Source organism: Acidithiobacillus ferriphilus (assembly GCF_028215975.1).
GTDB classification, from domain to species: domain Bacteria; phylum Pseudomonadota; class Gammaproteobacteria; order Acidithiobacillales; family Acidithiobacillaceae; genus Acidithiobacillus; species Acidithiobacillus ferriphilus.
The window spans coordinates 2153095-2178418 of sequence record NZ_CP116458.1 but is presented as its reverse complement, the minus strand read 5'-3'; the positions used below and the strand labels follow the sequence as shown (position 1 = coordinate 2178418).

General features: G+C 56.9%; 23 protein-coding genes. 14 read left to right on the top strand and 9 right to left on the bottom strand.

All coding sequences use genetic code 11. The features are described 5' to 3' along the window. Positions 1-4: 4 nt before the first annotated feature. The gene (locus tag PJU76_RS10885) at positions 5-1189 is read right to left on the bottom strand and encodes a polysaccharide biosynthesis/export family protein (RefSeq protein WP_271779559.1); all 1185 of its coding nucleotides are present in this window, start codon (positions 1187-1189) and stop codon (positions 5-7) included. Positions 1190-1359: 170 nt separating this feature from the next. On the opposite strand from PJU76_RS10885, the gene PJU76_RS10880 reads away from it, so the two are divergent. The 6 genes from PJU76_RS10880 (at position 1360) to PJU76_RS10855 (ending at position 7798) form a co-directional block, all read left to right on the top strand. After that, the gene (locus PJU76_RS10880; RefSeq protein WP_271779558.1) at positions 1360-2832 is read left to right on the top strand and encodes a mannose-1-phosphate guanylyltransferase/mannose-6-phosphate isomerase; all 1473 of its coding nucleotides are present in this window, start codon (positions 1360-1362) and stop codon (positions 2830-2832) included. Positions 2833-2846: 14 nt separating this feature from the next. Beyond that, a complete protein-coding gene (locus PJU76_RS10875) occupies positions 2847-3965 on the top strand; it encodes a capsule biosynthesis protein (protein ID WP_271779557.1) in 1119 nt (372 codons plus the stop codon). After that, a complete protein-coding gene (locus tag PJU76_RS10870; protein WP_271779556.1) occupies positions 3955-4752 on the top strand; it encodes an ABC transporter permease in 798 nt (265 codons plus the stop codon). The genes PJU76_RS10875 and PJU76_RS10870 overlap by 11 nt, the downstream gene beginning before the upstream one ends. Before the next feature lie 165 nt (positions 4753-4917). Beyond that, complete coding sequence (locus PJU76_RS10865; protein WP_271779555.1) at positions 4918-5046, top strand: hypothetical protein; 129 nt, start codon at positions 4918-4920, stop codon at positions 5044-5046. 99 nt (positions 5047-5145) lie between these two features. Continuing rightward, positions 5146-5802: an ABC transporter ATP-binding protein gene (locus PJU76_RS10860; RefSeq protein WP_271779554.1), complete on the top strand. Its 657-nt coding sequence runs from the start codon at positions 5146-5148 to the stop codon at positions 5800-5802. Beyond that, positions 5789-7798 carry an HAD-IIIC family phosphatase gene (locus tag PJU76_RS10855; protein ID WP_271779553.1) on the top strand — a complete coding sequence of 670 codons (2010 nt, stop codon included), beginning with the start codon at positions 5789-5791 and terminating at the stop codon, positions 7796-7798. The genes PJU76_RS10860 and PJU76_RS10855 overlap by 14 nt, the downstream gene beginning before the upstream one ends. A gap of 58 nt (positions 7799-7856) precedes the next feature. Here PJU76_RS10855 and PJU76_RS10850 read toward each other — a convergent pair whose 3' ends face one another. The 6 genes from PJU76_RS10850 to PJU76_RS10825 form a co-directional block, all read right to left on the bottom strand. Further along, complete coding sequence (locus tag PJU76_RS10850; RefSeq protein WP_271779552.1) at positions 7857-8465, bottom strand: hypothetical protein; 609 nt, start codon at positions 8463-8465, stop codon at positions 7857-7859. Between the two features lie 11 nt (positions 8466-8476). Beyond that, positions 8477-9208, bottom strand: a complete 732-nt coding sequence (locus tag PJU76_RS10845; protein WP_271779551.1) for an FkbM family methyltransferase — start codon at positions 9206-9208, stop codon at positions 8477-8479. Between the two features lie 111 nt (positions 9209-9319). Continuing rightward, on the bottom strand, positions 9320-10876 hold the full coding sequence (locus PJU76_RS10840) for a GxGYxYP domain-containing protein (RefSeq protein ID WP_271779550.1): 1557 nt from the start codon (positions 10874-10876) through the stop codon (positions 9320-9322). Between the two features lie 245 nt (positions 10877-11121). Beyond that, a complete protein-coding gene (locus tag PJU76_RS10835) occupies positions 11122-12165 on the bottom strand; it encodes a glycosyltransferase family 2 protein (RefSeq protein ID WP_271779549.1) in 1044 nt (347 codons plus the stop codon). 80 nt (positions 12166-12245) lie between these two features. Then, on the bottom strand, positions 12246-16880 hold the full coding sequence (locus tag PJU76_RS10830) for a glycosyltransferase (RefSeq protein WP_271779548.1): 4635 nt from the start codon (positions 16878-16880) through the stop codon (positions 12246-12248). A 27-nt stretch (positions 16881-16907) separates the two neighbouring features. Then, a complete protein-coding gene (locus tag PJU76_RS10825; RefSeq protein WP_271779547.1) occupies positions 16908-17525 on the bottom strand; it encodes a DUF4214 domain-containing protein in 618 nt (205 codons plus the stop codon). A 732-nt stretch (positions 17526-18257) separates the two neighbouring features. Between PJU76_RS10825 and PJU76_RS10820 the strand changes: the two genes are divergently transcribed. From PJU76_RS10820 to PJU76_RS10810, 3 genes are read left to right on the top strand one after another with little or no spacing between them, the layout of a single operon-like run. Beyond that, the gene (locus PJU76_RS10820) at positions 18258-18500 is read left to right on the top strand and encodes a type II toxin-antitoxin system Phd/YefM family antitoxin (protein ID WP_271779546.1); all 243 of its coding nucleotides are present in this window, start codon (positions 18258-18260) and stop codon (positions 18498-18500) included. Further along, positions 18500-18937, top strand: a complete 438-nt coding sequence (locus PJU76_RS10815) for a type II toxin-antitoxin system VapC family toxin (protein WP_271779545.1) — start codon at positions 18500-18502, stop codon at positions 18935-18937. Before PJU76_RS10820 ends, PJU76_RS10815 begins: the two co-directional genes overlap by 1 nt. Positions 18938-18953: 16 nt before the next feature. Continuing rightward, positions 18954-20516 carry a glycosyltransferase family 4 protein gene (locus PJU76_RS10810; protein ID WP_271779544.1) on the top strand — a complete coding sequence of 521 codons (1563 nt, stop codon included), beginning with the start codon at positions 18954-18956 and terminating at the stop codon, positions 20514-20516. Positions 20517-20527: 11 nt separating this feature from the next. Here PJU76_RS10810 and gmd read toward each other — a convergent pair whose 3' ends face one another. Next, on the bottom strand, positions 20528-21547 hold the full coding sequence (gmd, locus tag PJU76_RS10805) for a GDP-mannose 4,6-dehydratase (RefSeq protein ID WP_271779543.1): 1020 nt from the start codon (positions 21545-21547) through the stop codon (positions 20528-20530). After that, positions 21544-22428 (bottom strand): GDP-mannose 4,6-dehydratase, encoded by an 885-nt coding sequence (locus PJU76_RS10800; RefSeq protein ID WP_271779542.1) that lies wholly within the window; start codon positions 22426-22428, stop codon positions 21544-21546. Before PJU76_RS10800 ends, gmd begins: the two co-directional genes overlap by 4 nt. Positions 22429-22603: 175 nt before the next feature. Between PJU76_RS10800 and radC the strand changes: the two genes are divergently transcribed. The 5 genes from radC to PJU76_RS10775 all read left to right on the top strand — a co-directional run bounded on the left by radC (position 22604) and on the right by PJU76_RS10775 (position 25287). After that, on the top strand, positions 22604-23278 hold the full coding sequence (radC, locus tag PJU76_RS10795; protein WP_215861829.1) for a RadC family protein: 675 nt from the start codon (positions 22604-22606) through the stop codon (positions 23276-23278). After that, positions 23275-23640, top strand: coding sequence for a diacylglycerol kinase (locus tag PJU76_RS10790; protein WP_271779541.1), 366 nt, complete (start codon positions 23275-23277; stop codon positions 23638-23640). Before radC ends, PJU76_RS10790 begins: the two co-directional genes overlap by 4 nt. A gap of 3 nt (positions 23641-23643) precedes the next feature. Further along, positions 23644-24393 (top strand): phosphatase PAP2 family protein, encoded by a 750-nt coding sequence (locus PJU76_RS10785; protein ID WP_271779540.1) that lies wholly within the window; start codon positions 23644-23646, stop codon positions 24391-24393. A 160-nt stretch (positions 24394-24553) separates the two neighbouring features. Then, a complete protein-coding gene (locus PJU76_RS10780) occupies positions 24554-24907 on the top strand; it encodes a hypothetical protein (protein WP_215848862.1) in 354 nt (117 codons plus the stop codon). Between the two features lie 23 nt (positions 24908-24930). After that, the gene (locus tag PJU76_RS10775; RefSeq protein WP_271779539.1) at positions 24931-25287 is read left to right on the top strand and encodes a YtxH domain-containing protein; all 357 of its coding nucleotides are present in this window, start codon (positions 24931-24933) and stop codon (positions 25285-25287) included. Positions 25288-25324 lie beyond the last annotated feature (37 nt).

Genomic DNA, 25324 nt, shown 5'->3' with positions numbered 1-25324 from the left:
TTTCCTAGGGGACTACACCCGCTGTTGTCAGACCCTGAATCGGATAGACGATCTGTATGATCAGCCCCAGGAACTTCTGCAGATCGGTGATCGGCGCCGACGCCACATAAATCAGGTCATGATTCTGGATGGGGAAGGTCTGCGCGGCAAAGAGGGTGGCCGGATCGCTGAAATTAAAACGGAATACCACCGGCACTTCGCCATTGGCGGTGAGTTGCACCGGTTTCGGCCAGTGTGGCAGCAAAGACGGCTTCTCAAAGCGAAACACAAATACCGCCTTGGCATCCGCCTGATTGCCATTGAGCCCCCCCGCCTGCGCCAAGGCCTGGGCCAGGCTGATGCCAGAGGCCTGAAAGTCCACTTCCTTGGTTTCCTTGGTGGCGCCCATCACGGTCACCTGCAAGGGTTTGTAGAGCGCCGTCAGCACATCGCCACCGCGCAAAGAAACGTCCTCATGGGGATTGCGGATGATTTCTTCCAGAGGCAATTGCAGCACCTTGCCGCTGCGGGACAACTGTATGGTCACCTTGTTGACCGGCTTGACCACGCCACCCGCCGCCGCTATGGCCTGTAGTACGCTGACCCCGCCCGGAATCATGGGCACCATGGTGCTCTTTTTCACGTTGCCCACCACCGTAATGCTCTGGGCATGATTCTTCACCAGCCGGACCACCACCTGCGGATCATGGGCCATATGAATCAGCCGATCGCGGATCTCGGCACCAATCTCATTGAGGGTTTTGCCGGTACAAGAAATCTTGCCCGCAAAAGGCATCATGATGTCGCCATCGCTCCCCACCATCTGTGCAGGGATAGATGTCATCATGGACCCCGAAAGGCGACTCATGGAAGCAGCCCCCGTCGCAAAAAGCATGGCGGGCGGCGCCTCCCAAATATACACCTGCAGCATATCGCCGGGCCCGACGGCATAACGGAGGGGGTCGGGATTCATGAAATCCTTCAATGCATTCAGATGGGACTGACCAATCTCATCTTTCATGTAACGAGACATGGCGTAATTCACATCCACCAGTTGAATCCCCGCCAGGGCTTTGTTGTGTGCGACATCATTTACATTGCCCGCGCGAGGCCCGGAATACGGCATGTAAGAGGCGCACCCGGTCATGCCCACCAACAATGCGGCCATGACACCAGCGCGGATCATCCAGGTGTTTGCTTTTTTGTCCAAATCTAATACTCCGCGTTATTTAATTTGGGACCGAGGATCCGGACCAAGGCGGACGCGCGCGCCAGATGCCTGGTCGTAGAAACTTGTAATCCTCCGCCGACGTAGTGTACCATAAAAATATGTTATAGTAGAATAGCGCATAACACTTAAATTTAAGGACGGCAAAAATCATGCAGATTATACCGACCATTCTATCTGGTGGCTCTGGCAGCCGGCTCTGGCCGCTTTCCCGCAAGTCTTTCCCCAAGCCGTTTATCGCCTTGCCGGATGGCGAAACCCTCATTCAGAAAACGCTGTGCCGCATTATGCAACTGGATCCACAAGGCCCCATACTCACCGTCACCAACCGGGATTACTACTTTCTTACCCGGGACACCTTCACGGCCTATGCCAAGCATCATGGCTGCACACTGCCAAAGGCACAGTACCTGCTGGAACCCGTCGGACGCAACACCGCCCCGGCCATGACCGCCGCCGCACTCTGGGCGCAGGCAGAAGTGGGAGAAGACAGTATTCTCCTGTTTTTGCCAGCAGATCACATTATTCAGGATGATCAGGCCTTTTCCAAGGCCATCACGCATGCCGCGGCGCTGGCAGAAGCCGGTTATCTGGTGACTTTTGGAGTGGTGCCCACCACCGCGGAGACCGGCTATGGTTACATTCAGATGGGTGCCGCGCTGGAGCAGGGCGGGCACCAGGTCGTGCGTTTCGTAGAAAAGCCCGATGCCGCAACCGCCACGAATTACCTGAGGAGCGGCGATTACCTCTGGAATTCCGGCATGTTCTGCATGCGGGCCGATGTGCTGCTGCAAGCCATGGCAGAGCACGCTCCGCAAGTGTACGCCGCGGCGTCCTCCGCCTGGGAGTGCGGTAGCCGTAACGGAGACAGTATCGAGCTGGACGAGGCGCTTCAGGGGGCGCCCGATCTTTCCATCGATTACGCCGTTATGGAGAAGGCCAGTAACGTCGCGGTGATCCGCGCGGAATTCGGCTGGGATGACCTGGGCGCCTGGAACGCCTACGGCGCCTTGATGGAGATCGATGCGCGTAACAACCACATGGCGGTTAGGGACAGCGTGCTCGTGGACAGTACGGACTGCGTAGTACACAGCCCAGACCGGGTGACGGCATTGCTGGGGGTGCGTGATCTGCTGATCGTAGACACTCCGGATGCCCTGCTTGTCGCCGACAAAAGCCGCGATCAGGACGTCAAGCGTATCGTGGAAATTCTTCGCTCGCGCCGCCACGCCGCCGTCGATACGCATGTTACCTGCTATCGTCCCTGGGGCAGTTATACGGTGCTGGAGGAAGGCGATCATTTCAAAATCAAGCGCATCGTGGTCAAGCCCAAAGAAAAGCTATCCTTGCAGATGCATCATCATCGCAGTGAACACTGGATTGTGGTGTCCGGTACCGCGCTCGTCCATGTGGGCGGTGAAGAACGCTTGATCATGACCAATGCGTCCACCTTTATCCCGGCAGGAGAGACCCATCGTCTCAGTAATCCAGGCGTCATAGACCTGCACCTGATCGAGGTGCAAAGTGGCGCCTATCTGGGCGAAGATGATATCGTGCGCTTCGAGGATATTTATGGGCGGGCTCTACCCGATGCGCAAAGCGAGCCCGCTCCGAGAATCAGCTGATAAGAGGAATCTCTGTGCCGCAATCCATCTGGAACCGGGTCAAGAACCTCAACAAGCTGTTTATCTACGTGGTGCTGCTGCCGACGGGTTTATCCATCCTGTACTTCGGTCTCATTGCCTCGCCGGTGTACATCAGCGAATCCGCCTTCGTTGTCTATAGCCCCAGCCAGCGCATCAGCAGTTCCGGCCTCGCCAGCCTGCTGAGCGGGCTGGGGGGCAGCAACTCCACCAGCGCGGCGGAAACCATCCATGCCTATGTGGATTCCTGGGATGCCATGATGGCCCTCAACAAGGTCTACGATCTCAAAAAAGTCTACGGTAGCGAGAACATCGACATTTTCGATCGCTTCGGCGGCGTATTTTTCCCTTATAGCAGTCATATCAATCTCTTGCGCTATTACCAGTCCATGGTCACCGACAATCTGAACAATACCAGCGGTATCACCAAGCTCAAAGTGCGTGCTTACGGTGCCGAAGATGCGCGTAAGATCAACGCCTTCCTGCTGCAAAAAAGTCAGGATATCGTCAACCGGCTCAACAAAAGGGCAAGAGTCGAGGGGGTGTACTACGCGCAGAAAGATGTCACTGCCGCCGAGCAAAAGCTGCGGGACGCCACCCTGGCGCTCGCCAATTACCGCAACCGTCACGGCGTTTTTAGCCCACCCGCCCAATCGGCTTTGCAACTGGGCATGGTTTCCAAGCTCCAGGATCACCTCATCACCCAAAAAACCCAGCTCGATGCCATCCGCGCGCACGCTCCCGGTAACCCGCAGATACCAGTGCTGAAAAGTTCCATAAAGGCGCTGCAAGGCGAGATCCTGGCGGAAAACGCCAAGGTCACCGGCTCCAAACAATCGCTGGCCAGCAAAGACACCGAGTATGAGCGCCTGAACGTCAACCAGCTTCTCGCGCAGAAATTGCTGGAAGCGGCGGTGACCTCCCTGGAGCAGGCGCGCCTTACGGCACAGAAGCAGGAGCTGTATCTGGAAACCATCAGCAGGCCGAATCTGCCCGACGCACCGCAAGAACCGAAGCGCTTTGAAGATGTGCTGGCGGTATTGCTGGTGTCGCTGATGGTCTGGGGCGTCCTGAGCATTCTGTTTGCAGGGATTCGAGAGCACCATGCCCGCTAACAGCGGCTCGACCTTTTGGGATAATTTGCGGCTACAGGGGCGCATAATTTGGGCGCTCACCTTGCGCGAGACGGTGACGCGGTTCGGGCGAGAGGGGCTGGGCATGCTGTGGATGATTGGCGAACCGGCGCTGTTTGTGATTGGGGTGATGATCATCTTCTCATTTATTGATTCTGGGTATCCCTATGGCATCAGCCCTGCGGAATGGCTCGCGGTGAGCTATCCCACTCTGCTGTTCTGGAGAAATGGTACCGGGAGGGTGACCGGGGCCATAGAGCAAAACCGATCCTTGCTGCACCATCAGCCCATTCGGCCCATGGATATTCTCTATGCGCGCATTCTTCTGGAATTCGCCAGCGGGATGGCGGTGTTCCTGTTTCTTTTTCCCATATTCATCGTCGTGGGAATATGTCACTTACCGAGCAATCTACTGATCATGGCGGTAGGCTATCTATTGGTCATCTGGTTTTCCTTTGGCTTTGTCCTCATCATGGCGGGGCTTGCCGAACTCAGTGAAACCATCGAAAAGACGTCTCACATCATCTTGTATTTGATGCTGCCGTTTTGCGGCGTTTTTGTTCCCACATTTATAGTGCCGGAACCCTATCGGAGTTATTTGCTCTACTTTCCATTGATCGATGCGGTGGATTATTTCCATCATGGCTACTTTGGCCCGACGGTGCCCAGTTACTATCATCTGGGTTACACCGTGCTCGCGTTGTTGGGGATGACATTGTTCGGCCTAGCCATTTCAGGAGTGGCTATCCGTCGAGTAAAGGTGGCGTGAGATGGTGATGGAAACCGAAAAATGTTTTAGACGATACGCTTTTTTCTAAACCTTTGAGAATAAGCACCGCGCGGGCTGAGCATGTCTTTGGCGCTATGATACAGCAGGATGGTAAGTTGGTTGTTTCGCACCATTGGTATGACTCGCGCTGGAGTCAAAATCGGCATGATGGATCTGATCTATAACATGTGGCGATTTACCTGCCTGATGCTGCAAGCGGTGGCCAGCCAGGGATCAACCCGTCCAAAGTTCCCGGAACGGATTGAAAATGTCGGAAATACGCAAGTAACGTAGAGATAGTTCGTAAAAATCGCTTAAAAATGACGAGGGCGGGAGGACATCGCCGACGATATCATGATATTCCCCCTGGGATGACAGGAAAGGCAACACCCTATGAACGACTTGCTTCTGGAGAACATCCATAAAACCTTCCCCATCCGCCATGGCCGGGACAAACAGGTGGTGCTGGATGACATTTCCTTGCGGGTTCGTCCTGGAGAGCGCTGGGGCATCATGGGTCCCAATGGCGCGGGCAAGTCCACCATCATTCAGATTGTCAGTGGATCTCTTGCGCCCGATTCAGGCACCGTGCACCGGGGAATGAATGTTTCCTGGCCCATAGCCTTCGGCGGGGCATTCCACAGTAGTCTGACGGGGCGGGACAATGCCCGGCTCATCGCCAGGGTATACGGTGTGGACGTGGATGAGACCGTGGCGAGAGTCGAGGGCTTCGCGGAACTCGGGACCTATCTGGACGAGCCCGTCAAGACCTATTCCTCGGGCATGAATTCCCGCCTGAGCTTCGCCCTGAGTATGGCCATCGATTTCGATTGCTTTTTGGTGGACGAGGTCATCTCCGTGGGCGACATCCGCTTTAATCGCAAGTGTGAGGAGGAACTGCGAAGCCGGGAGAACAAAGCCATGGTGTTGGTCTCTCACCATCTGGATATTATCCGCAACAACTGCGATCACGCGGCCTTTTTGCAGCATGGCAAGCTGCACTTTTTCGATAGCGTGGATGAGGCCATATCCGCTTATGAGGGGATGTAAGACAGGTTTTTCCGCCCTGTGGGACCATTGGTGGTCTGGGGCTGAGGCGAGAAAGGCGGATTTGCGCGCCTTGCCCGACGCCGAGTTCGTGGAAGCGATTTACCAGCGCTATCTGGGACGTGCCGCGGATGCGGAAGGCAAGGCCTACTATCTGCGCCTGCTGCGCGCGGGCCGGGGGCGTGTCCGCGTATTGAAGGATTTCAGGCGATCTGCCGAGGCCCGGCGCTATACCCAATACCGCCAGCGGCGCTTGGCTATCGCGGATTTTTTGCGCGAGGAACACCCCCCCCTGCTGCCGACGGATTTGCGCCGTCTGCCGCTGCCAAAACCTCGAATCGCACTGCTCGGAACCTGCCTTGCCGAGAGCTTGCTGCAGGTGGCCTTGGAGTTGGACTGGTCCATGCGGCATTACCTCATGGATTCGGGCTTGCAGGAGGTGGATCGGCAGATAGTTGCCGACGCCTTTGATGTGGTCCTTGTCAACCTCACCCTGCGCACCCTCCTCAGCATGTCGGTAGAAGAGGGCGACGGCGATCTTTTTCATCTGCGCCCAGAGCTGGATATGGGGCAGATTCAGGCGCAGGCTATCCTCAACGTGCAGCAGGTGGTGGATCATATATTGGCCGCCATTCCACCGGGTCTACCGGTGTTCTTCGTGTCTCTGCTGGAGCCTCCTCCGCAGGTGGCGGGCGTTCTCGGGCGCAACCGCCAGGGTTCCCTGTATGGCTTGGTCAGAGGCCTCAACGATGCCCTGGAGGACCATCTGGCCGCGTCGCCACGGGGCTATTATCTGGAAATCAACGATATCCGCCAGTATTATGGCGACGCCAGTGTGTACGACGGTTACCTGTCCCACTATACCCATAATGGCTTGTCGCCGTTGAGCGTGCAGGGTGAATGGATAGCTCGGGATATATTGGAGCGACTGGAAGGCGCCATGCGGGTATTGCGTGCGGAGGATCCCGTCAAACTGATCATCACCGACCTGGATAACACCCTGTGGCGCGGCGTTTTGGCAGAAGAGGACGAAATCGTCCCCTGGCAGCATACTGAAGGCTGGCCGCTGGGCTATGCCGAGGCCCTGCTGGAGTGCAAGCGGCGTGGGATATTGCTGGCCATCTGCAGCAAGAACGACGAGGGACCGACCCGCGAACGCTTCCAACAGTTGTGGGGCCAGCGCTTGCGTCTGGAAGATTTTTGCTCCGTGCAGATCAACTGGCAGCCCAAATCCCAAAACATCGCTCAGATGCTGCGCACGACCAACATTCTGCCCGATCATGCCCTGTTCATCGATGACCACCCCCTGGAGATCGAAGAGGTGCGCGGGGCTTTTCCGCGGATGCGCTTTTTGACGGGGACACCCGAGCGCTGGCGACATGTCTTGCTCTATGCCCCCGAAACCCAGGTGGCGCGCGTCAGCGAGGAATCCGTCCTGCGCACCGATTCGATCCAGGCCAAAGCGGCGCGGGAGCTGGCGGCGGTGGATATGGACCGGGATGCCTGGCTGCAGTCTTTGGGCCTGACTCTGCGTTTTGACCGCATTGTCGATGTCGGGCACTCCCGTTATGTCCGCGCTCTGGAGCTGCTGAACAGAACCAATCAATTCAACACCACCGGCCAGCGCTGGAGCGATGCGGAATTGCGGGATTGGCTGGCTTCTGGAGGTTGGTTGCTGGCAGCGCGCGCCGAAGATCGCTTTACCAATCACGGCCTCGTTGCTTTGGCCCTGCTGCGCGGCCATGGGATTGAGCAGGTGGTGCTATCCTGCCGGGTATTTAGTCTGGGTATCGAAACTGCTTTATTGGTCGAAGCGTTGCGACAGATGCAGGAGGGCGGACATGCGGATTTTGTGGGGCATTTCACCGCCACCGGCCGCAATGACGCCTGTCGCGACTTCTGGCCCGCCCACGGCTTTACCCAGGATGCGGGGAGTTCTTTGTGGCGGGGTTCGCTGGTACCCGACGCTCCAACGTGGATTCGCTCGGAGGGCGGATGACGAAACTGTGGATATTGATGTGTTTGGCGCCCATGACCGGATTAATCTGGTCTGAGCATCACCTTCTGGACACCTTGAGCAATTGGTGCAGATAACTGCGCGCCTCCCAGGACACGGTCGCCGGATTCGGCCCAACCTGCGGCGTTTGCGGTGGGGATTCTTGCAGATTACTTTGCTGCACGGCGTCAAGCAATGTGTTGACCCGCTGTTGGAGTGCCTCAACCCGATTGGCGAGATCAGGGTGGGTGGACATATCCGGAATCGGGGGCGTATCGCGTTTGATCAACTGTGTTACGTAATCGGTAGCCCAATGTTCCCAATCAAAACCAGCATGTTCCTGGCGGTCAATTCCAAAGGTGGGCAAAAAATTCCAGCGTAGACGCCCCAGTGGCAGATATCGTATTTTTTGGTAGCGGGTGACCAACGTATCCAGTTCTGCGCTGATCGCATGGGGCGCATGCCGTCGCCCTTCTGGAGAGGTGCGTATTTCAGCCAGAAGCAGGGTACGGCTGGATCCGCGCTGTAGACACAGGGCATAGTGCACGAGGCCAACGACATCGGGTTCACGTCCCAGGATGGCGGTGAAAGCGCCGGGTATGAATGCCGCGTTGGGCAAGGTCAACAACCCGCGTAGATCCGGTGTAAGCGTTTTTTCGCGTTCCGACATACGTGCACCTCCTAGTACTGGTGGTCCAGTAGCAGATGTTTACAGAACGGGGCACTCGCCAACCCACTGAGTGCGAAATCGTCAAACACGCAAGCGCCGTGTGAAAATGCCGTAGACAGATCGGCATGGCTCTCGTGTACATAAAAGCGATTCAGGCCGTCAAAATACACAAAACCATATCCACGTCGCAGCAGGGCGCGCTCCCAGACCGGATCGAGGGGCACGTCGGAAAGCGGCAGCGTGCTTTCCACCACCACGATCCACGGCCTGACCTGGTTGCGTAGCCAGCCATGCAGTACCTCCGGCTCACTGCCTTCCACATCGATTTTGAGCCAATGAACCTCACGTCCTTCAGCCATTTTGAATACCGCGGCCAGCGTGCTTTGCTGAACGTCGATGCGATCCACCGGGAAACCGTTATGCGCGTGTTGCTCCGCAATACCTTGGATAACGGTCGATAAGCCTGTTTCCCGGATGACATAAAAGGTGGCCTCCCCGCGCTGCTTGCCGAGCACGGCCTGGACGACCGTTTCGTCGGGACGGTCCGCGCGTAAAAGGGCTGCGTAGGCGGGTACCGGCTCCACATGGATACCACGCCAACCTCGGTCATAAAACGCGCGGCTGACGGAATCTATCCGTGGATGCTGCGCTCCTACGTCGATATAGAAGCCTGACTGAACGCCCTTGAGCGCGCGCAGCAGCATGACATCTTCAAAGTTCTGCGCGTAAGAGATCCAGGTCACAACGACACCTCCAAAATACACCACAAAGGAACGGTATCTGATGTCCGGGTCACCCGTGTCACTGGGGCAACGCACGCAAGTTTCCGCGTCCCACAAAGGCCGGGACTCACCTTATCTTTCTATCACAATGCCGGTGCTGGCGCGAACATCAACGGATGGCGCGGCATGCGCCTCACGGTAAAGCGTATTCAACTGGGATGGGGTGACATCCACATAACCCGGACCGAGCGCCTTGAGGAGCAGGTACAGGCGGTGCATGCCCATGGCCCAATTCAGAACGAAGACGTTGACAAACGCCGGGCGCGTCGCGCCCACATGGGCGCGAATCTGCTGGACGAGGTAGGGGATTTCCTCAGCCTTATCAAGCGTCCAATTCGTGGCTGCCCGAAAGACCATCTGTCCGCTGGGCAGTGAATAAGTGATCCGGTGGTAGCCCTGCTCACCGGCATAGCCGTAGTCGGGCATGAAAAACCTTACCTGCGGGAGCGCTGCCGCGGCCTGTGCGATGTCTTGCATGGCGTCTTGATTATCCGGCGTGAAAGCCTGATGCGTACGGAAAGTGCGCATATCCATCCGCCGCAGGTAATCCCCGGTCCATCGATAAAAATGCTGCAGGGCGGCATGGGGATGATCCGTGCGCTCCGCCCAGACGGAGGGATAGATGTAACCGATACCGGAAACACCCCCTATGAACTCATCTTCCGGTCCAGCATGCCGGTAATACCATTCCGCCAGCGTAGGCGCCACATCGATGAGGGTCGGTCCCATCGCCCACCCGACGGCGAATTTGCCATGGTACGGGCTTTTGAACCAACGCCAGAAAAAATTTTGCCAGGTATTCAAGTTGTCGCCATCGGAAACGGTCAGCGAGAGATACACCTTGGATCGATCCAGTGGCGGAGGTGGGGCGAACTTCTGCCGTAGCGTCGCCAACCGCACGCCGCTGAATACGGAAAGATTATGCACGTGATTACTGACTACGGTGACCTTGCCGAATTCCGACGCCAACTTGACCCCCTCACTTTCTCCGAGGCCCACACCGTCGCCGTTCCACCAGAAGCCCCGCACCACCCCATCCAGTGGGGTGGCGGCAAAGAGCTTTTCTATCTGTTGTTTTTCTCCGGCCGTCTCCGCTCCCGGCTTCCGCTGTTCCCTGGGACCCGTCACCCAAAACGTCATCCCGCGCGCGGCAATGATCTGATCCTCCGCGCCATCGGCTAAAAGCTCTGGGTCCAAACATAAAAACAGAAGGGGATTCATCCGCGGCGCCAAGCGTGTCCGCAGGTACCGCAGGGCTTCCGCGTCATTCTTGAAGCGTCCGCGCAAATCCACCTTGATCGGCACATTCAGTTGCCGCGCCAGGGCGGGCGTGGCCACCACCAGGCGGTCCACCGCCGCAATATCCACCGCGATGTCCGGAGAGATATACACCTTTGGGTCCGGGATCACCGCGCCCCGTATGTCACCGCGAAAAATCCGCACCAGTGACAATGGCTGTTTCACCCGAATCGGCGTGCCGGTTTGTCCCTGTTTTTGCATCTGGCGTAGCCAGAACCGGTCATCCGGTCTCCAGATCAGGTAAATACGCGGCTGGGTGCGGTTGACAATCCCTTGTAGCGTCACCAGCAGCCGCTTTTGATCTGGCGGGAGTGCGCTGATATTCGCCACATACAGGTGCCGGGCCGGCGGTGGCATCTTCGGCTGGAGGGTCGGGTATGTTCTCTTGATTCGGGGCAAAAGCACATGTGTTGGCAAAACGGACGTCTTCGTTGGGACCGACGCAGCGGACATGCTGGGCGAGAGCGTCGACGCGCATCCGCCAAGGGCTACGAGGGCCCACGCGACGACGATCAGCCGGGAGGAGGTCACGAAGAACGCCGGATATCAGCCGCAAGCCGCAATGGAGGCAATCATTAAATCGCCTCCTTGAAAGGAATGAATATGCCGTTTTTTTCATCGTCAAAGGGATATGAATAAGTCCCAACCCCCGGTGTTGCACTCCCCCACTTAGTTATCATTAGCTCCCTATTTTTTTGCCAGAAGTAAGATACCTTCTCATAAATCTCCACATTCTGTTTTTTTGTCGAGCTTCTTTCGTGTCTGCACAATATGCGTTCATCGGTATGCGTTGAAATGTCGCACAAGGATGCACGCACTATATAATCCATATCCTCATAATAAGCCGGGGTAAATTCTTCATCAAAGGCGCCGACCAATTTTCTGGCCTGCGGTCCAAAACTGAAACAGGCGAAATCCTGCGGCCTGACAACCGTTGTGCCATCCTCCTGCGGTTCTTCGCCAGTCAAAAAAATCAGCCCATGATCTCTACGAGTCAGTATAAATTCAATCCAGTCGTCAAACCCGGCTTGCAGAAACTCAACATCATCATTGATGACCACAGTGATATCATTCCCGGATTTCACGGATTCAATGATTCCGTCATTCCAGCTTTTTGCCAGTCCCCTATTTTCACAGTGAAAATGCAGATGGGACCGCCTCTCCGCAAAGAGCTGAGTTATGTCATCCACCAATGATTCCGAACCATGATGATGCACGTACCATTCACACATATGTTTGGAATGTATGGAGTCAACCAGCCGTATCGGAATCATTCCATAGGTAACCACAACAATTCCGACCCTCGGGAAATCCGCAACTTTATATATTTCCATCAATCCCAGCTGAATCTTGTGGTGCCGACCCACGCGAATGCGCACCTCCATATCCTGGCACTTCGCCTCGACGGCGAAGGTCAGCGCGACCAGTAGACCTTCCTGCCCATCCATCGTCGCCTGCAGTCGTTGCTCCGTGAGGATACGCTGGCCGGTTTCCATACACACATCCACAAAGGCATCGGTCATACTGGCGGCGCTGCCGTACAGATCCACCCGATAATGCCCCGGTTCCAGCGCCATATATGGCCCGTACAGTAAATGGCCCGCCTGTCCGGTACTCACCAGGGCATGCCCCTTGCGCTGTCCGATTTCAGTGCATAATGCGGCATCGGACCCCAAAAAACGGGCGACAAACTGGGGCTTCATACCATCTCCTCCAAGACAATGCCATCGATACGCAGTGAAATCCCACTCCCCACATACACCCTTACTTCCACATCCGACGCATAGGCAGTCAATTCAAAAGCCGCTCGGCCCAATTCACAGGAGGACGCGGCTTTAGTGGCATAGAGGGGCTGCGCGATAGCGATATCCAGGCCCTTATTCCACGCCACATCCATCCGGCAATCGTCCAAACCACCGACCGCCGGGGATGCGCCACGGACCGTGGCCAGATACCGCCCTTTGGGCAATTCCACATACGGGCCTGAAAGCAACCATCCCTGAGCGCCCGTGGCATGTACGCTGCGACCAACGGGGTACCCCGCGAATGTGGTCATTTTGGGGTGTGTGGCCCAGTAGCGATAAGTTCGGGCAGGAAACGTCGCTTGAATGGCTGTGGTGGTTGCGACCACCCCCGGAGGCTTCAATGCCGGTTCAGATGGGGCTTTGCGGATCTCCAATTTATCCAGAGAGACGTCGCTCCTTTCTCCCACCCATACCCTGACCTCCAGATCACGCCGATCTTCATCCAGGGTAAATGGCAGGGTCATGGTAAAACTACCGTTATTTCGCGCCAAACCCTCCAAGTCAGCGTGGGCAAGCATCTTGGCGCCCTGTTGGTAGCTCACGTCCATATGCGCGCCATCGTCACAGCCCCCAAGCCCCACATGGCCCGTCCAGGTGGCTATGTAACTCCCGGCCCGGAGCGATAATCCCGCGGGACCATAGGTCAGGTAACCTGGAACACCGGTGCTCCGGATCGCCGTGCCGATACGCTCGCCGACGACTGTCATCACGCGGTGATCCGACCCCCAGTGCCGCGCCACGAGGTCGTCATCCTTGACGGGTGTCCAGCGGTCTTGCCACTGATCGTTCAAGATCACGTCCAGCATCTCTTGGGTGGATTCCGCCCAAGTCAACCAGGGCATCGCGTCCGATTTCACGGCGGTGCCGGCATGCTCTTGCTCCAGCCATCGCACAATCGCCCTGGACAAATCCTCCGGCGCGAATCCGCTGAAATAACTGGCGTGTTCTCCCGCCACCTCGCGGAATACCGGGATATCACGCGCGAGGATGGGTAATTTATGCCGTGCCGCTTCGATCAGCGGCAGCCCAAAACCTTCATCCAGTGATGCCGCGATCAGGCAGCGGCTGGCCGCATAGACCTGCTCCAACAGGTCGTCGTCGATGCCCTGCAACCAGAACAGATGCCGTTCACGCTGTGGATGCGTCAGCAGACGCTCGGCGAGTTCATCCACCTTCCAACCCTGTTTACCCACGATGACCAGATTACACTCGATGCCCTGAGCCCATAACCCGTCGAAGGCGGCGAGCGCTTGCGCATGGCCCTTGCGCGGCTCCACGGTGCCCACCATCAAAAAGGCCGGAAAGCGCCGGATGGCCGCCAACTGCGCCGACTGCCCGGAAGTGGCATGAAAGGACTCACTGGTTGTGGGATCGACCACATCGCTCCCCAATGGCGTCCAACCCAATGGAATCGAATGACCTGTTTGCGGGCCGAATAAACGGAGCCACTCTTTGAGGCTTGCCATCACGGTGGCTGAAATGCAGATGAGGCCAGAACTGATCTTCGCCAATGCCAGCAGCCAACGCATATGGGCTTCGTGTACGGAGATGTGCGTCGTTTCGGGAAGTGTCAATGGCAGAACATCGTAAACCATAAAGATCATTTTGATCCCCTGCAACCGCCACATGGATAATGCAGGTTCATGAATACGCACGATATCCGGCACCCAGTCCGGCGAAAAAAACACGTCGCCCATGCTTGCGCAGACGGGATCGTCGCTGAGTGAAAAATCTCCCAATTCCAGGAATCGTGCAGTGAATTTGCGGGCGTAACGATAACCGTGTTCCGGTGTGGCATAGATGGGTTCCACCCGATATCCATCCGGCGGATTCCGTAGCAATTCCTGCAGCACACTGCGCACGACACGCTCGATACCGGATTTACCGTCGTGCCGGGCCAATCCAGAAATATCCAGCAGGAGCTGCTGTATGGTTGGGCGACGTGGGGGGTAAATCTGCGCCACGTGCTCCGCCAAGGCTACCAAGTCACCGGGATGCGGTGGGGGGGGCAGTGATTGCAACTGTTTGACCAGCCCCTGGGCGCCCTCCTCGGACGCATCATAAAAACGCTCGATCGCCTGGGCATATTGCGCAGCGCACTTTCTGGGCAGGTGATTCTTCCGAATATGTGCCGCGGCACGTCGACCCAGTTCGCTGCGTAACGCCGGTTGGTCATAGAGTTTTTCCAACGCTTCACTCAAGGCGTCGACATTCAACGCTTCGGGTAGGCGATACACCACATCCGACGGTAAATCGGCCATGCTTCCATTGGCATTGACGATGGTGGGCAGGCCGTAATTCATGCAATCCAGCACTGTGCCCGAGGTTTCTCCACGCGACTGGGTACGGAGTTGTACCGCCAAATCGGCAGCCGCCAAGTATCGTTTATAGGCCGCACCATCCGCCCAACCCGTGATGGTGATGTGTCCCTGAATGGACTTCAGCAAGCGTCGCAATTGGTCGCCATAGCTACCGCCATCTGGCAGTTTGCCCACGAATACCAATCGGCAACGCGGATTTTTCGCCAATGCGGATGATGCCCAAGCCTCAATCAGTGTGTGGTTGAGCTTAGTCTCTCCCAGCAAGCCAAAGGCGCAAACCAGAAAAATATCATCGGTAAATCCGAGTTCTGTCCGTGCCTGCGCACGAGGTATATCGACCACTGGAACACGCAAATGCGGAATGACTGACCAATCCGCAGCCAATTCCGCGCCATACCACTGTTTTGCCATTCGGAGAGAACAATCAGAGTGGGCAATGATTCCTCGTGCCTGCTGCAATACCCGCAGATTGCAGGGATATTTAGCGATCAATTCGGCGATATCCCGCTGATTCTCGGCCCGATAGCGCTCCACCATGGCTGGCCAGCCATGGGCATGCAGCAGAGCCCGATCCCATACACTGGGCTGCTGGCTCGCCAAAACCCAGCCAAGAACACCGCTCAGGTAAAAATCGTGCAGCACGACCACACCCGGATAGCGTTCAAGCAAATTGAACATATGGGCATGATATTCGGAATTGCCGAATTGATACAGGATGCGATCATAGTGATGCGCGTGTTGCTCAAACCATGCCACAGAACGCAGAGTGGCATTCCCCAGCACCCATGAGTCCTTGATGGGCTCCTCCTGATTGACGATCACTTCGATGGCGTAGTATCTGGATAACTCTGGCAACAATTCGGCGCTATAGTCGGCAATGCCACTCCTGGCCTCTCGCAGGGAAGAAAAATAGGCCAGACGTGGCCGTTGACGGCGAGGCGGCTGTCCATGCACGGATTCGCCCATGTTTTGGGTCTGCCACTGGGCATGTGCCGCTTCCACCGCCTGCAGCGCAAGTCGGGCACTGCGATCCCAGGAAAATTTCTTGGCCTGTTGCAAGCCGTGCTGGATAAGTTGCTGACGAAATCGTTCATTCGTGAGCACCCGCTCCATACTGTGCGCGATGGACTGCGGTTCATTGGGGTCGAATAACGCCTCATCCCAACCCATGACTTCCGGCAGGCTGGTCGTATCGCTTGCGATGGTGGGTGCACCACAAGCCATGGCTTCCAAGGCCGGCAGGCCAAATCCTTCATGCAGTGATGGAAACACAAAAAGGTCACAGGCTGCGTACAGCCGAATCAGATCGTTGTCTGGAACATATCCCGTAAAGAGCACATCGTTATCGTCGAGACCTGATTGTGCAGCCAGAGCAAGGAGCGAATATTTATAATCGGGGTGTGTGAATTTACCGATGAACACCAATTGGATGCCGTTACGTACAGCTTTGGGCAACAGAGCGAACGCACGGATAAGATGCTCCGGATTCTTCCTTTCCTCAATGGCGGAGGACGTCAACACAAAACGCTTGACGATGGCGTACTGTGCCTTGAGTGCGGCGATCTCCTCGGTTTCAAGAACCACTTCATGAAACAGGTCTGACACCGCCGCGGAGATATTCGTTATCTTTTCCGCGGGACAACCCAAGAAGCTGACCGCCTCGGATTTACTCGACTCCGAAATGGAGAGCCCGAAATCCGTGCGCCGGAAATCGTCCACCTTGCGCAAATACCAGGCCAGTGTAGCCTCTGGCCAATCCAGATCATCCTGATGATGCTGCACCAGGGGAATCAGATCATATAGCACCGGAGCAATGAGATAATTCTGCTTTACCTTATGCACCGACGAAATGGTTTGGTCACCCCACCCTTCCATGAGCGAACAAACAATGACCGCATCCGGAGTTAGCGCGGCAAGAAAATGCTCATACAATAGTTCGCTGGCATCCCGTCGCCAGATATTTAGCGGATCGGCGGTATGTGTCGGACCCAGTGGATTAAAAATTTTAAACGCCGAATCTGATAACAATTCACCAAAAGCTGCACGTATCTCATCGATCGTATCCGCAAATGCGGCGCTCAGCATGATGAGAATCTCGTGTGGACCTTTGTTTCTGACAATCGCCAGCGCGATGGATAAAGAGTAGCGCCCGATACCACGATTTCTGCTGTCGTTCTGGGCACCCTGGAGGTCAATGACAATACGCATACCGGAGTGTTTCCTATTATTTAATGGCTAGGCGGATATATGTTGCAGCATTTGCGCATAGATGCTCCGTGCTGCCCAGGAAACCTCGGTCAGTGGCACTGCTGGAGGATATGCTTCAGACACGGTTTGCTGTATGAAGGCGGTCTTTTGCTCCGCTGCGCCTGATTCCCCTAGCAACGGTACCGCCTGTTGCAGTTGCAGTGCGGCGGATAAAGCGTCGACACGCCGCTCAATGGCGGCGAGTTTGTTTTCTGTCTCTGGCCCCGTCGTCGCCGAAGCATGATCCGGTGTCCGCGCCTCTGAGTAATGGCTGAACCAGAGCGCCCAGTCAAAATCCCTACGCGGAGATCTTGCCGCATAACGTGGCAGAAAAATCCAACGCCAGCGGCCTAATGGCCAGCCGCGCACACGGCGATAACGTCTCTGCAAAATGTCCAGTTCACGGTCGGGCGCGTGCGCGGCATGCGCCTGCCCCTCCACGGAACTTCGCATCTCCGCCAGCACCAACGCACGACTGGCGCCGGAGCGCAACCGCTCAACATAATGCGCAAGACCAATAACATCCGGTTCGCGGCCAACGACGCTTTCAAAGGCTGCGGGTAGAAACGCTTCATCCGGTAGACTGAGCAAGAGATACAGATTCATGCGATTTCCTTCATTGGTAAGCGTTTAAAAAGCTTGGTCACACACAGGCAGCAGTTCATGCGGCTTGTTCTGAAACGTGGATCGACGGCGGCAATCGGCGTTCGCGGTTGTGACGCCGAGAGTAGTTCAGGGCGGTCCTCTGCTCATGGCAGAGACCGCCAAATCATCGGAGACGATAGGAGCGGTGGGTGCTGGACCCTTTTGCGTATCGACATATGATATAGTTAAATCAATCAGTTATCGACAGTATGAAAGTGCTCTCCACTTCCAGATGCATAAGCCTCGGGGATTACACACGTTGAGCCTAGGCATTATCCATGCCAATTTTATTTTCTTATGGTTTACAGCATGTAAGATTGGAGCGTTCCGCAAGAATTCTTTGCACAGAGATTTATACCGTAGGTGATTTACTACAGAATCATATGCCATACCTCGCCAATTTATTTATTTTAAATAAAAACATTTGGTTAATCGTGTAGCTAATTTGCTACGCTCTGTTCAATGCCCAGTTGGTGACAAAACGATTCGTTACCCCGATCAAGGTGTTAGGATGACAGGGACAGAGGGACTTTGGCGGGGCAACGTGCCGCCCCAATGGCCGACATGGATTAGGATTTGGGGAAGGATAATTTTGGGGGCACGGCTCCTTGCCGGGCACCGGAAGATTGCTCCTTAACGTGATCACGCCTATAATAGTTTGACCAACTACATGACCAGATAGGGTGACGCCATATGGAATCTGTCGTATCTATCGCACTGGCCGAAGCCAAGGCGCACCTGAGCCAGGTGCTCGATCGGGTGGAGGCGGGCGAGGAGTTGGTGATCACCCGGCGCGGCAAACCGGTGGCCCGTGTCATTCCTGTGCGGCAGCCGGTGGTGCCCCTGCCGTCCCTGGCCGCATTCCGGGCACAGTTCCCCAAAATGCGGCGTTCCAGCACCGAAATGATCCGTGCAATCCGTGATGAAGGCTATTGATGGTCTATCTGGACACCAGCTTCATTGCGCCGTTGTTTATTGCGGAAGAAAGCAGCGACGCAGTCGAAAGCCATCTGCGGCATCTTGATGGCGCTCTGGCCACGTCAGACTGGACGCGCGTAGAGTTTGCCAGTCTGTTGGCGCGCAGAGTGCGGATGAAGGAGTTGGATATCGCGCAGGCCGATGCAATCCGCGAGGCCTTTGAGGTCACCCTGTTGAGTTCTTTTCAAATGCTGGCGCTCAGTTCCGCGGATTGCGCAATAGCGGTGCAATTGCTCCATGACCCGGCTACGGGATTACGGGCAGGAGACGCGCTTCATTTGGGCATCATCCACAATCACCGTCGTCCCCGGTTGTTGTCATTGGATCAGGGCATGGTAAAGGCCGCGCAGCTATTGGATTTTCCTGCCAGCACCGGCATTACGATAGAACGATGAGGTGAAGCGATTACCCATGCAAAATTCAACAAACAATTTGCGCGTCCTCATGGAAATGCGTCCCGCCCTGGACGGCTTTTACGGCATCCCCCAGGAGACCCGTCTGCTCTATGGGGTGCTGTCCACCTTGCCGGAGCTGGAGTTGTCCGGCTTGCTGCAAATGTCCAAGCGCGGCGTGCGCGGCGGGGTCTACAGGAACGCAGCGCTGTCGGAGGCGGAGCGGGTGCATCGCTTTGCGCGGGTGGTGGTTTCCCTCAAGGGCCGCAGCGCGCTGGACTGGAAAGGCGATGTCGTAGAGTGGCTGGACAATCTCTGGCAGACCTGGCGTTTGCGTTATGCGGCGTGGACCGGGCTGGGGCGGATTCCCCTGGGCCACTTCGAGACCCGTTATTTCCGCGATTTTATCTGGCAGGAGTTGTATGGCCGAAGCCTGCCCGCCGCCGACCGGGAGCAGGTGCTGCGCAGTGATTATCGGGTCTGTGCCTATCCGTGGCGGCGCATGCATCTGGTGGGTATCGAACGGGCGCAGGTTTTGTCGCATTCCCGTTATCCGCTGCTGGATACCCGCGGGCTGGATGTGTTTGTCGCCCAGACCCCCTTCCCGGGGCGGGTGCGTCCGGGTACGGCGCTGGTGATCCATTACCACGACGCTATCCCGGTGCTGATGCCCCACACCATCTCCGATCGCGCCTTTCACCAGGCTAGCCATTTTCAGGCGATGGCCGCCAATGTGCGTTCCGGTGCGCATTTCGTCTGCGTCTCGGATGCCACCCGCCGTGATTTGCTGAGTCTTTTCCCCGAAGCGGAGCCCCTGGCCCACACCATCCACAATATGCTGCCCACCCATTACTATCCGGCGGAACCGGAGCCGGAACGGATACCGGACATCATGCGCCGTCATTTACACGGGGAATATGAGGGAAAAGTGCGTGGGGCGATGAGGGGCAAAACCAGGGTCTATCGTCTGTCCCGCGCGTTCGGCAACGAGGAGGAAAAAACGACTTTTTATGCCCGCGTCTTTGGGTCGGACAGCCGCTTCATACTCATGGTCTCCACCGTCGAGCCGCGTAAGAACCATGCCCGTCTGGTGGAAGCCTGGGGGGCTCTGCGCAGCGCCGTGGACCCCGATCTCAAGCTGGTGCTGGTCGGCCATATCGGCTGGGATTACCAGACGGCCCTGGAGGGCTTCTTGCCGTGGATCGAGCAGGGCAGCCTCTTTCTGCTCCACGGCGTCCCCGCCGGTGACCTGCGTCTGCTCTACCGGCAGGCGGTGGTGACGGTCTGTCCCAGCGTCGGCGAGGGCTTCGACTTTTCCGGTGCGGAGGCCATGCGCTGCGGTGGCGTGGTCGCCGCCTCCGATATTCCGGTGCACCGTGAAGTCTACGGCGATGCCGCCCGCTACTTCGACCCCTACGATACCGCCAGTGTGGTCGAGGTTTTGCGGCAGATTATCTACAGCCCTGATGCTGAAAGCTTGCAAGCTCGCCTACGTGCGGAGGGCGCGGAGCAAAGCGCCCGCTATCTGCCGGAGCGAATCCTGCCCCAGTGGGAAGCGTTCTTGCACAGTTTGAACGGTTAGGCTGAACGCGATTACTTTGCCGCCCGCCGCAAATCGGCCTCCGCCATCATCCGCACCAGTGCATCGAAGCCGACCTCACGTTTCCAGCCTAGTTTCTGATGGGCTTTGGCGGGATCGCCGATCAGCACGTCCACCTCGGCAGGTCGGTAAAAAGCGGGATTGACGCGGACGATAATTTTTCCGCTTTTCCGATCGATGCCTTGTGTCTGCTCGGCTTCACCCCGCCACTCTATATCAAACCCGACATGCGCAGCCGCTTTTTCGACAAACTGCCGCACCGTCCAGGTCTCACCTGTGGCGATCACATAATCATCTGGCTGTTCCTGTTGCAGCATCGCCCACATGGCGCGCACATAGTCTCCGGCAAAACCCCAATCACGTTTGCTGTCGAGATTGCCGAGTTCCAGTACGTCCTGCAGGCCATGGCGAATACGCGCCAGGGCCACGGTGATTTTGCGCGTCACGAACTCAGTACCACGCAGGGGGGACTCATGATTAAAGAGAATGCCACTAGAGGCATGCATGCCGAAGCTCTCACGGTAATTGACCGTGATCCAATGTCCATAGAGCTTGGCGACGCCGTAAGGACTGCGTGGGTAAAAAGGCGTACGTTCTGTCTGGAGCGGTTCCTGAATCTGGCCGAACATTTCACTGGTGGATGCTTGATAGAAGCGAGCCTGGGGATTGACGATGCGGAGGGCTTCGAGCATCTTCACCACGGAGACCCCTGTCACTTCCGCCGTGAGGATGGGCTGATCCCAGGAGGTGGCCACAAAGCTTTGAGCACCCAGATTATACACTTCTTCGGCTTTCGACTTTTCCAGGGCGCGGATCATGGAAGACGGATCGATCAGATCGCCATCCAGCAAATGCACCTGACCGGCGATGCCCAGTTCGTGCAAACGGCCCGTGGTATCTGTCCCGCGGCGGGCGATGAGGCCGTAAACGTGATAGTTTTTTTCCAGGAGCAGTTGAGCCAGGTAGGCACCGTCTTGGCCGGTGATGCCGGTGATGAGGGCGTGTTTTGTCATTGCAGTTGTTCCTTCCAATCGTTGAGTAAATCCTGAAGACTTTTTTCCACGGGTATCGCTGGTTGCCAGCTGGTGTCCCGATGCAACGCCTCAAAACTGGCGACCATCCGGCGCTGTTCGGCCCGGCGCAGGCGCGCCGGGTCCTGTTCAATCGTGGCATCGACACCGGCAAGGGTGATCAGTCGCTGCAACAAGTCGCGGATACTGTATTCCCGCCCCGAGCAGACGTTATAGATCCCGCCATTCCGGCCCTGCTCCAGCAGCAGGCTATAGGCGCGTACCACGTCGCGTACGTCGGTGAAGTCTCGGGTGACGTCGATATCGCCCACCTGCAGGACTGGCGCACGGCGGCCCAGGCGGATTTCCGTCACCTGCCGGGCAAAGTCGGCAATGGCGAAGCGCGGGCTCTGGCTGGGTCCAATATGGTTGAAGGGCCGTACCATGACGATCTCGAAGCCCGCCGTCTGGCTCCACTGGTAGCACAGCGCCTCGGCGGCCACTTTGCTCACGGCATAGGGATTGCGAGGACGCAGGGGGTGATCTTCGCGCACCGGTAGATTTCGCTCCTCCACTTGTCCATAGGCGTCGCCCGAGCCGACAAAGAGCATCCGCCCTGTGAACTCCGCAGCCTGTAGGGCTTCCAGCAGATTCAAGGTGCCATAGAAATTGATGTCGAAGGTCTCGCGGGGATTCTCGAAGGCGGCTGGCACGAAACTCTGGGCCGCCAGGTGCAGGACGGTGTCCGGCTGGATGGCGACCACTGCGGCAGTCAGGGCCGCGCGGTCACGCAGATCCAGCCCGTCGGGCAATGGCATGCAGGGCAGCGCCGCTCGCACGTGCTGGCCGACGAAGCCGTTGGTACCGGTGAGCAGGAGTTTCATATGTCCATCATTCCTCTTCAATGCACCATCGCTTGCCAGCGATCCTTCCGTTTACGTATCGTAGCCATGTCGCTTCAGGAATCCTTCACTCTCGAGATGTTAGTCGATGTGGGAGGGTGCCACAAGGCGGCGTCAATGGATATCACATTCCTGAGGTAAGGGAAGGAGGGAGCGTATGGCCATCACTGATTGGCCGGCGGATGAGCGTCCGCGGGAAAGATTATTGCAAAAAGGGGCGGCGACACTGTCGGATGCGGAGTTGCTGGCGATTTTTCTGCGGGTGGGCGTGGTGGGCAAAAGTGCGGTGGATTTGGCCAGGGACTTGTTGCAAAACTTTGGCAGTTTGCGGGCATTGCTCACTGCGTCTCATCATGATTTTTGTGCGCATAAAGGGCTCGGAGACGCCAAATATGCGCTCTTGCAGGCGGTGCTGGAAATGGGCAAGCGTCATCTCGCCGAGGAATGGCAGCGAGGAGATGGTCTTGATTCGCCGCAGCGGGTGCGACAGTATCTGTCTGCCACTTTGCGCGACCGCTGTCGTGAGGTTTTTGCCGTGATTTTTTTGGATAATCGCCATCGGGTGTTGCGTTTTGAGGAGATGTTCCTGGGAACCATCGACGGCGCTACCGTGCACATTCGCGAAGTGCTGAAGCGTGCCCTGGAGTTGAATGCCGCGGCGCTCATCGTTGCGCATAATCATCCCTCCGGCGTGGCGGAACCCAGTGCGGCAGATCTTTCCCTGACGCGGCGTTTGGATCAGGCCATGCAACTGGTTGACCTGCGTTTGCTGGATCACTTTATTGTCGGCGATGGCGAACCCTTGTCCCTGCGCGAACGGGGGGGCTGGTGAAAAAAAACAGCGCACTTTGGCGGCGTGCCCTTTTTGCGGGGCATGGGCTGTGGATCGCGGCCCGTGAGGAGGCCAGTTTTCGGACAGAATTGTTGGCAGTTGTGATGGGTGTGATCCTTTTGTACTGGACCCAGGCATCGCTCATCTGGTGGGGGGTTGGTATTTTGCTTATGGGTGCAGTGCTGGCGGCAGAGTTGCTCAACAGCGCTGTAGAATCCATCGCTGACCTGGTAAACCCGGAATATCATCCTCTGGTGGCGCGCGCCAAGGATTATGGCGCGGCGGCGGTGTTGGTGCTGAGCATCGTCGCGGTATTGATCGCCGTATTGTTGTTGTGGCGGCGCTTTCATACGGGGCTTTGAAATTTGCGTGGACCACAACGCTGGGAGTTGTTGGCTTTATTGCTGCTCGGTCTGGGGGTGGCAGCGTTGCTCTGGCTTTACGTGGGTGATTTTCTGGCGGGTGTGTTCTTGCATCGTCTGGCACTGCAGGATGCCCGTTGGGAGGCGGAGATTCTGCAGTTCCGGGACCCTGCCTGGCAGCCATTCTGGACCGGGGTGACCCGGCTCGGTGGACCGGATGTTCTGCCTTGGCTGGTGGCGCTGATGGCGGCTGCTTGCTTCGCTGCGTGGCGTTTCTTCGATGGCATTCTGCTGGTGTCGGGTACGGCGGTATTCGCCATGCTTGTCCAATTGGTAAAGATGACTACGGTGCGGACCCGGCCTCCGACCGCGATAAAAATGCTGTCACCCGCATTTCCCAGCGGACACGTGAGTCTCAGTCTGGTGGTCTATGGCCTTCTGGCCCTGTACCTCCTTGCCATGCTGCGGCATCGCGGTCTGCGTCTGGCGATGGTGGCATTGCTCGCGGCATTGGTCGCAGCTATCTCCTGGAGTCGCCTGATCCTGGGGGCGCATTGGCCGAGCGATGTGTTGGGGGCGTGGTTGCTGTCCGGCTTATGGCTGGGGCTGCTCTGGGTGGTTTGGCGAACGTATCATCACCGGCATCCACAATATGTACTGACCGGTGCACGACAGATTTGGAGCAGAGTGGCTTTGGGGTTGCTGGGTATCGCCGGACTGGCGGTTATGGGGCAGGTATTGTCATTCCAATGAACTCGGTGCGCATCACATCGCGCCTGCGGTTTTACCCAGGCTGCAGATGCAGCCTATAATAGGACGAGATGGCGGGCGGGCAAGGCGTGATGGCCGAAGTTTTTGCTCTTTACTGCGTTAAGGGATTTGCTTCCGGTATGCGGAAGTTCTGGGGGAAAAGATGAGCGTCGGCACAGGGGTAACCATCATTGCCATTGTCATGATCATTATTCTGTTGATCATTGCGGTGACGGCGGCTGTGCTGATACGGACCCACTTGCGTCTGGAAAGGCTGTTGGCCAGGGTTGAGCAGGACGTTGGACCGCTGATGTTTGATATCAAGATAGCCTTGGCGGACATTAAACATATTACCCAGACTGGGCGTGCACAGATGAAACGAGTGGATTCCACGCTCAAGTATCTGAGTCAGGAGATTATGGACACGACGGATACCCTGGTTCAGCCGCTTCACGAACTGGGTTTATGGTACCGTGCGTTGCGCACGGGATGGCGTTACTTTTCCCGGAAACATTAGCTGGAAACAGCAAGGAGACCACAATGAAGAATGCGGAAGGCTTTGTTATCGGAGTGCTGGTCGGTGCGGTCGGTGCCCTGTTGCTGGCCCCGGCCAGTGGCGTAGAGACGCGTCAGGAACTGCGTCGCGCTATGGATAAGGGACGGGATCGCTTGCGTAATCTGGAGTCGCTGGCCGAAGTGCGTGTCGGCGTGCTCATCGATGAAATCCAGGAGAAAACCGCACGCCTGATGGATGCCGGTGGTGACTTGGTTGAGTCCAAACGCCAAGATCTGTTAGAAGCCATTCAGGTGGCCAAGCGGGCATTGGCAGAGGAGCGGGATATCCTGACCCGAGCCAGCCGGGCGCGCCGTATAGAGACACTCGAAACAGATAGCTAAGAATTCTTGCCAAGGCCCTGCGACTTTTTATGGCGTA

Excerpts from the sequence above, each read along its gene's own strand:
- PJU76_RS10880 (WP_271779558.1), top strand. The coding sequence starts at position 1,360 with ATGCAGATTATACCGACCATTCTATCTGGTGGCTCTGGCAGCCGGCTC.
- PJU76_RS10870 (WP_271779556.1), top strand. The coding sequence starts at position 3,955 with ATGCCCGCTAACAGCGGCTCGACCTTTTGGGATAATTTGCGGCTACAG.
- PJU76_RS10865 (WP_271779555.1), top strand. The coding sequence starts at position 4,918 with ATGATGGATCTGATCTATAACATGTGGCGATTTACCTGCCTGATGCTG.
- PJU76_RS10860 (WP_271779554.1), top strand. The coding sequence starts at position 5,146 with ATGAACGACTTGCTTCTGGAGAACATCCATAAAACCTTCCCCATCCGC.
- PJU76_RS10855 (WP_271779553.1), top strand. The coding sequence starts at position 5,789 with ATGAGGGGATGTAAGACAGGTTTTTCCGCCCTGTGGGACCATTGGTGG.
- PJU76_RS10850 (WP_271779552.1), bottom strand. The coding sequence starts at position 8,465 with ATGTCGGAACGCGAAAAAACGCTTACACCGGATCTACGCGGGTTGTTG.
- PJU76_RS10830 (WP_271779548.1), bottom strand. The coding sequence starts at position 16,880 with ATGCGTATTGTCATTGACCTCCAGGGTGCCCAGAACGACAGCAGAAAT.
- PJU76_RS10825 (WP_271779547.1), bottom strand. The coding sequence starts at position 17,525 with ATGAATCTGTATCTCTTGCTCAGTCTACCGGATGAAGCGTTTCTACCC.
- PJU76_RS10820 (WP_271779546.1), top strand. The coding sequence starts at position 18,258 with ATGGAATCTGTCGTATCTATCGCACTGGCCGAAGCCAAGGCGCACCTG.
- PJU76_RS10815 (WP_271779545.1), top strand. The coding sequence starts at position 18,500 with ATGGTCTATCTGGACACCAGCTTCATTGCGCCGTTGTTTATTGCGGAA.
- PJU76_RS10810 (WP_271779544.1), top strand. The coding sequence starts at position 18,954 with ATGCAAAATTCAACAAACAATTTGCGCGTCCTCATGGAAATGCGTCCC.
- gmd (WP_271779543.1), bottom strand. The coding sequence starts at position 21,547 with ATGACAAAACACGCCCTCATCACCGGCATCACCGGCCAAGACGGTGCC.
- PJU76_RS10800 (WP_271779542.1), bottom strand. The coding sequence starts at position 22,428 with ATGAAACTCCTGCTCACCGGTACCAACGGCTTCGTCGGCCAGCACGTG.
- radC (WP_215861829.1), top strand. The coding sequence starts at position 22,604 with ATGGCCATCACTGATTGGCCGGCGGATGAGCGTCCGCGGGAAAGATTA.
- PJU76_RS10780 (WP_215848862.1), top strand. The coding sequence starts at position 24,554 with ATGAGCGTCGGCACAGGGGTAACCATCATTGCCATTGTCATGATCATT.
- PJU76_RS10775 (WP_271779539.1), top strand. The coding sequence starts at position 24,931 with ATGAAGAATGCGGAAGGCTTTGTTATCGGAGTGCTGGTCGGTGCGGTC.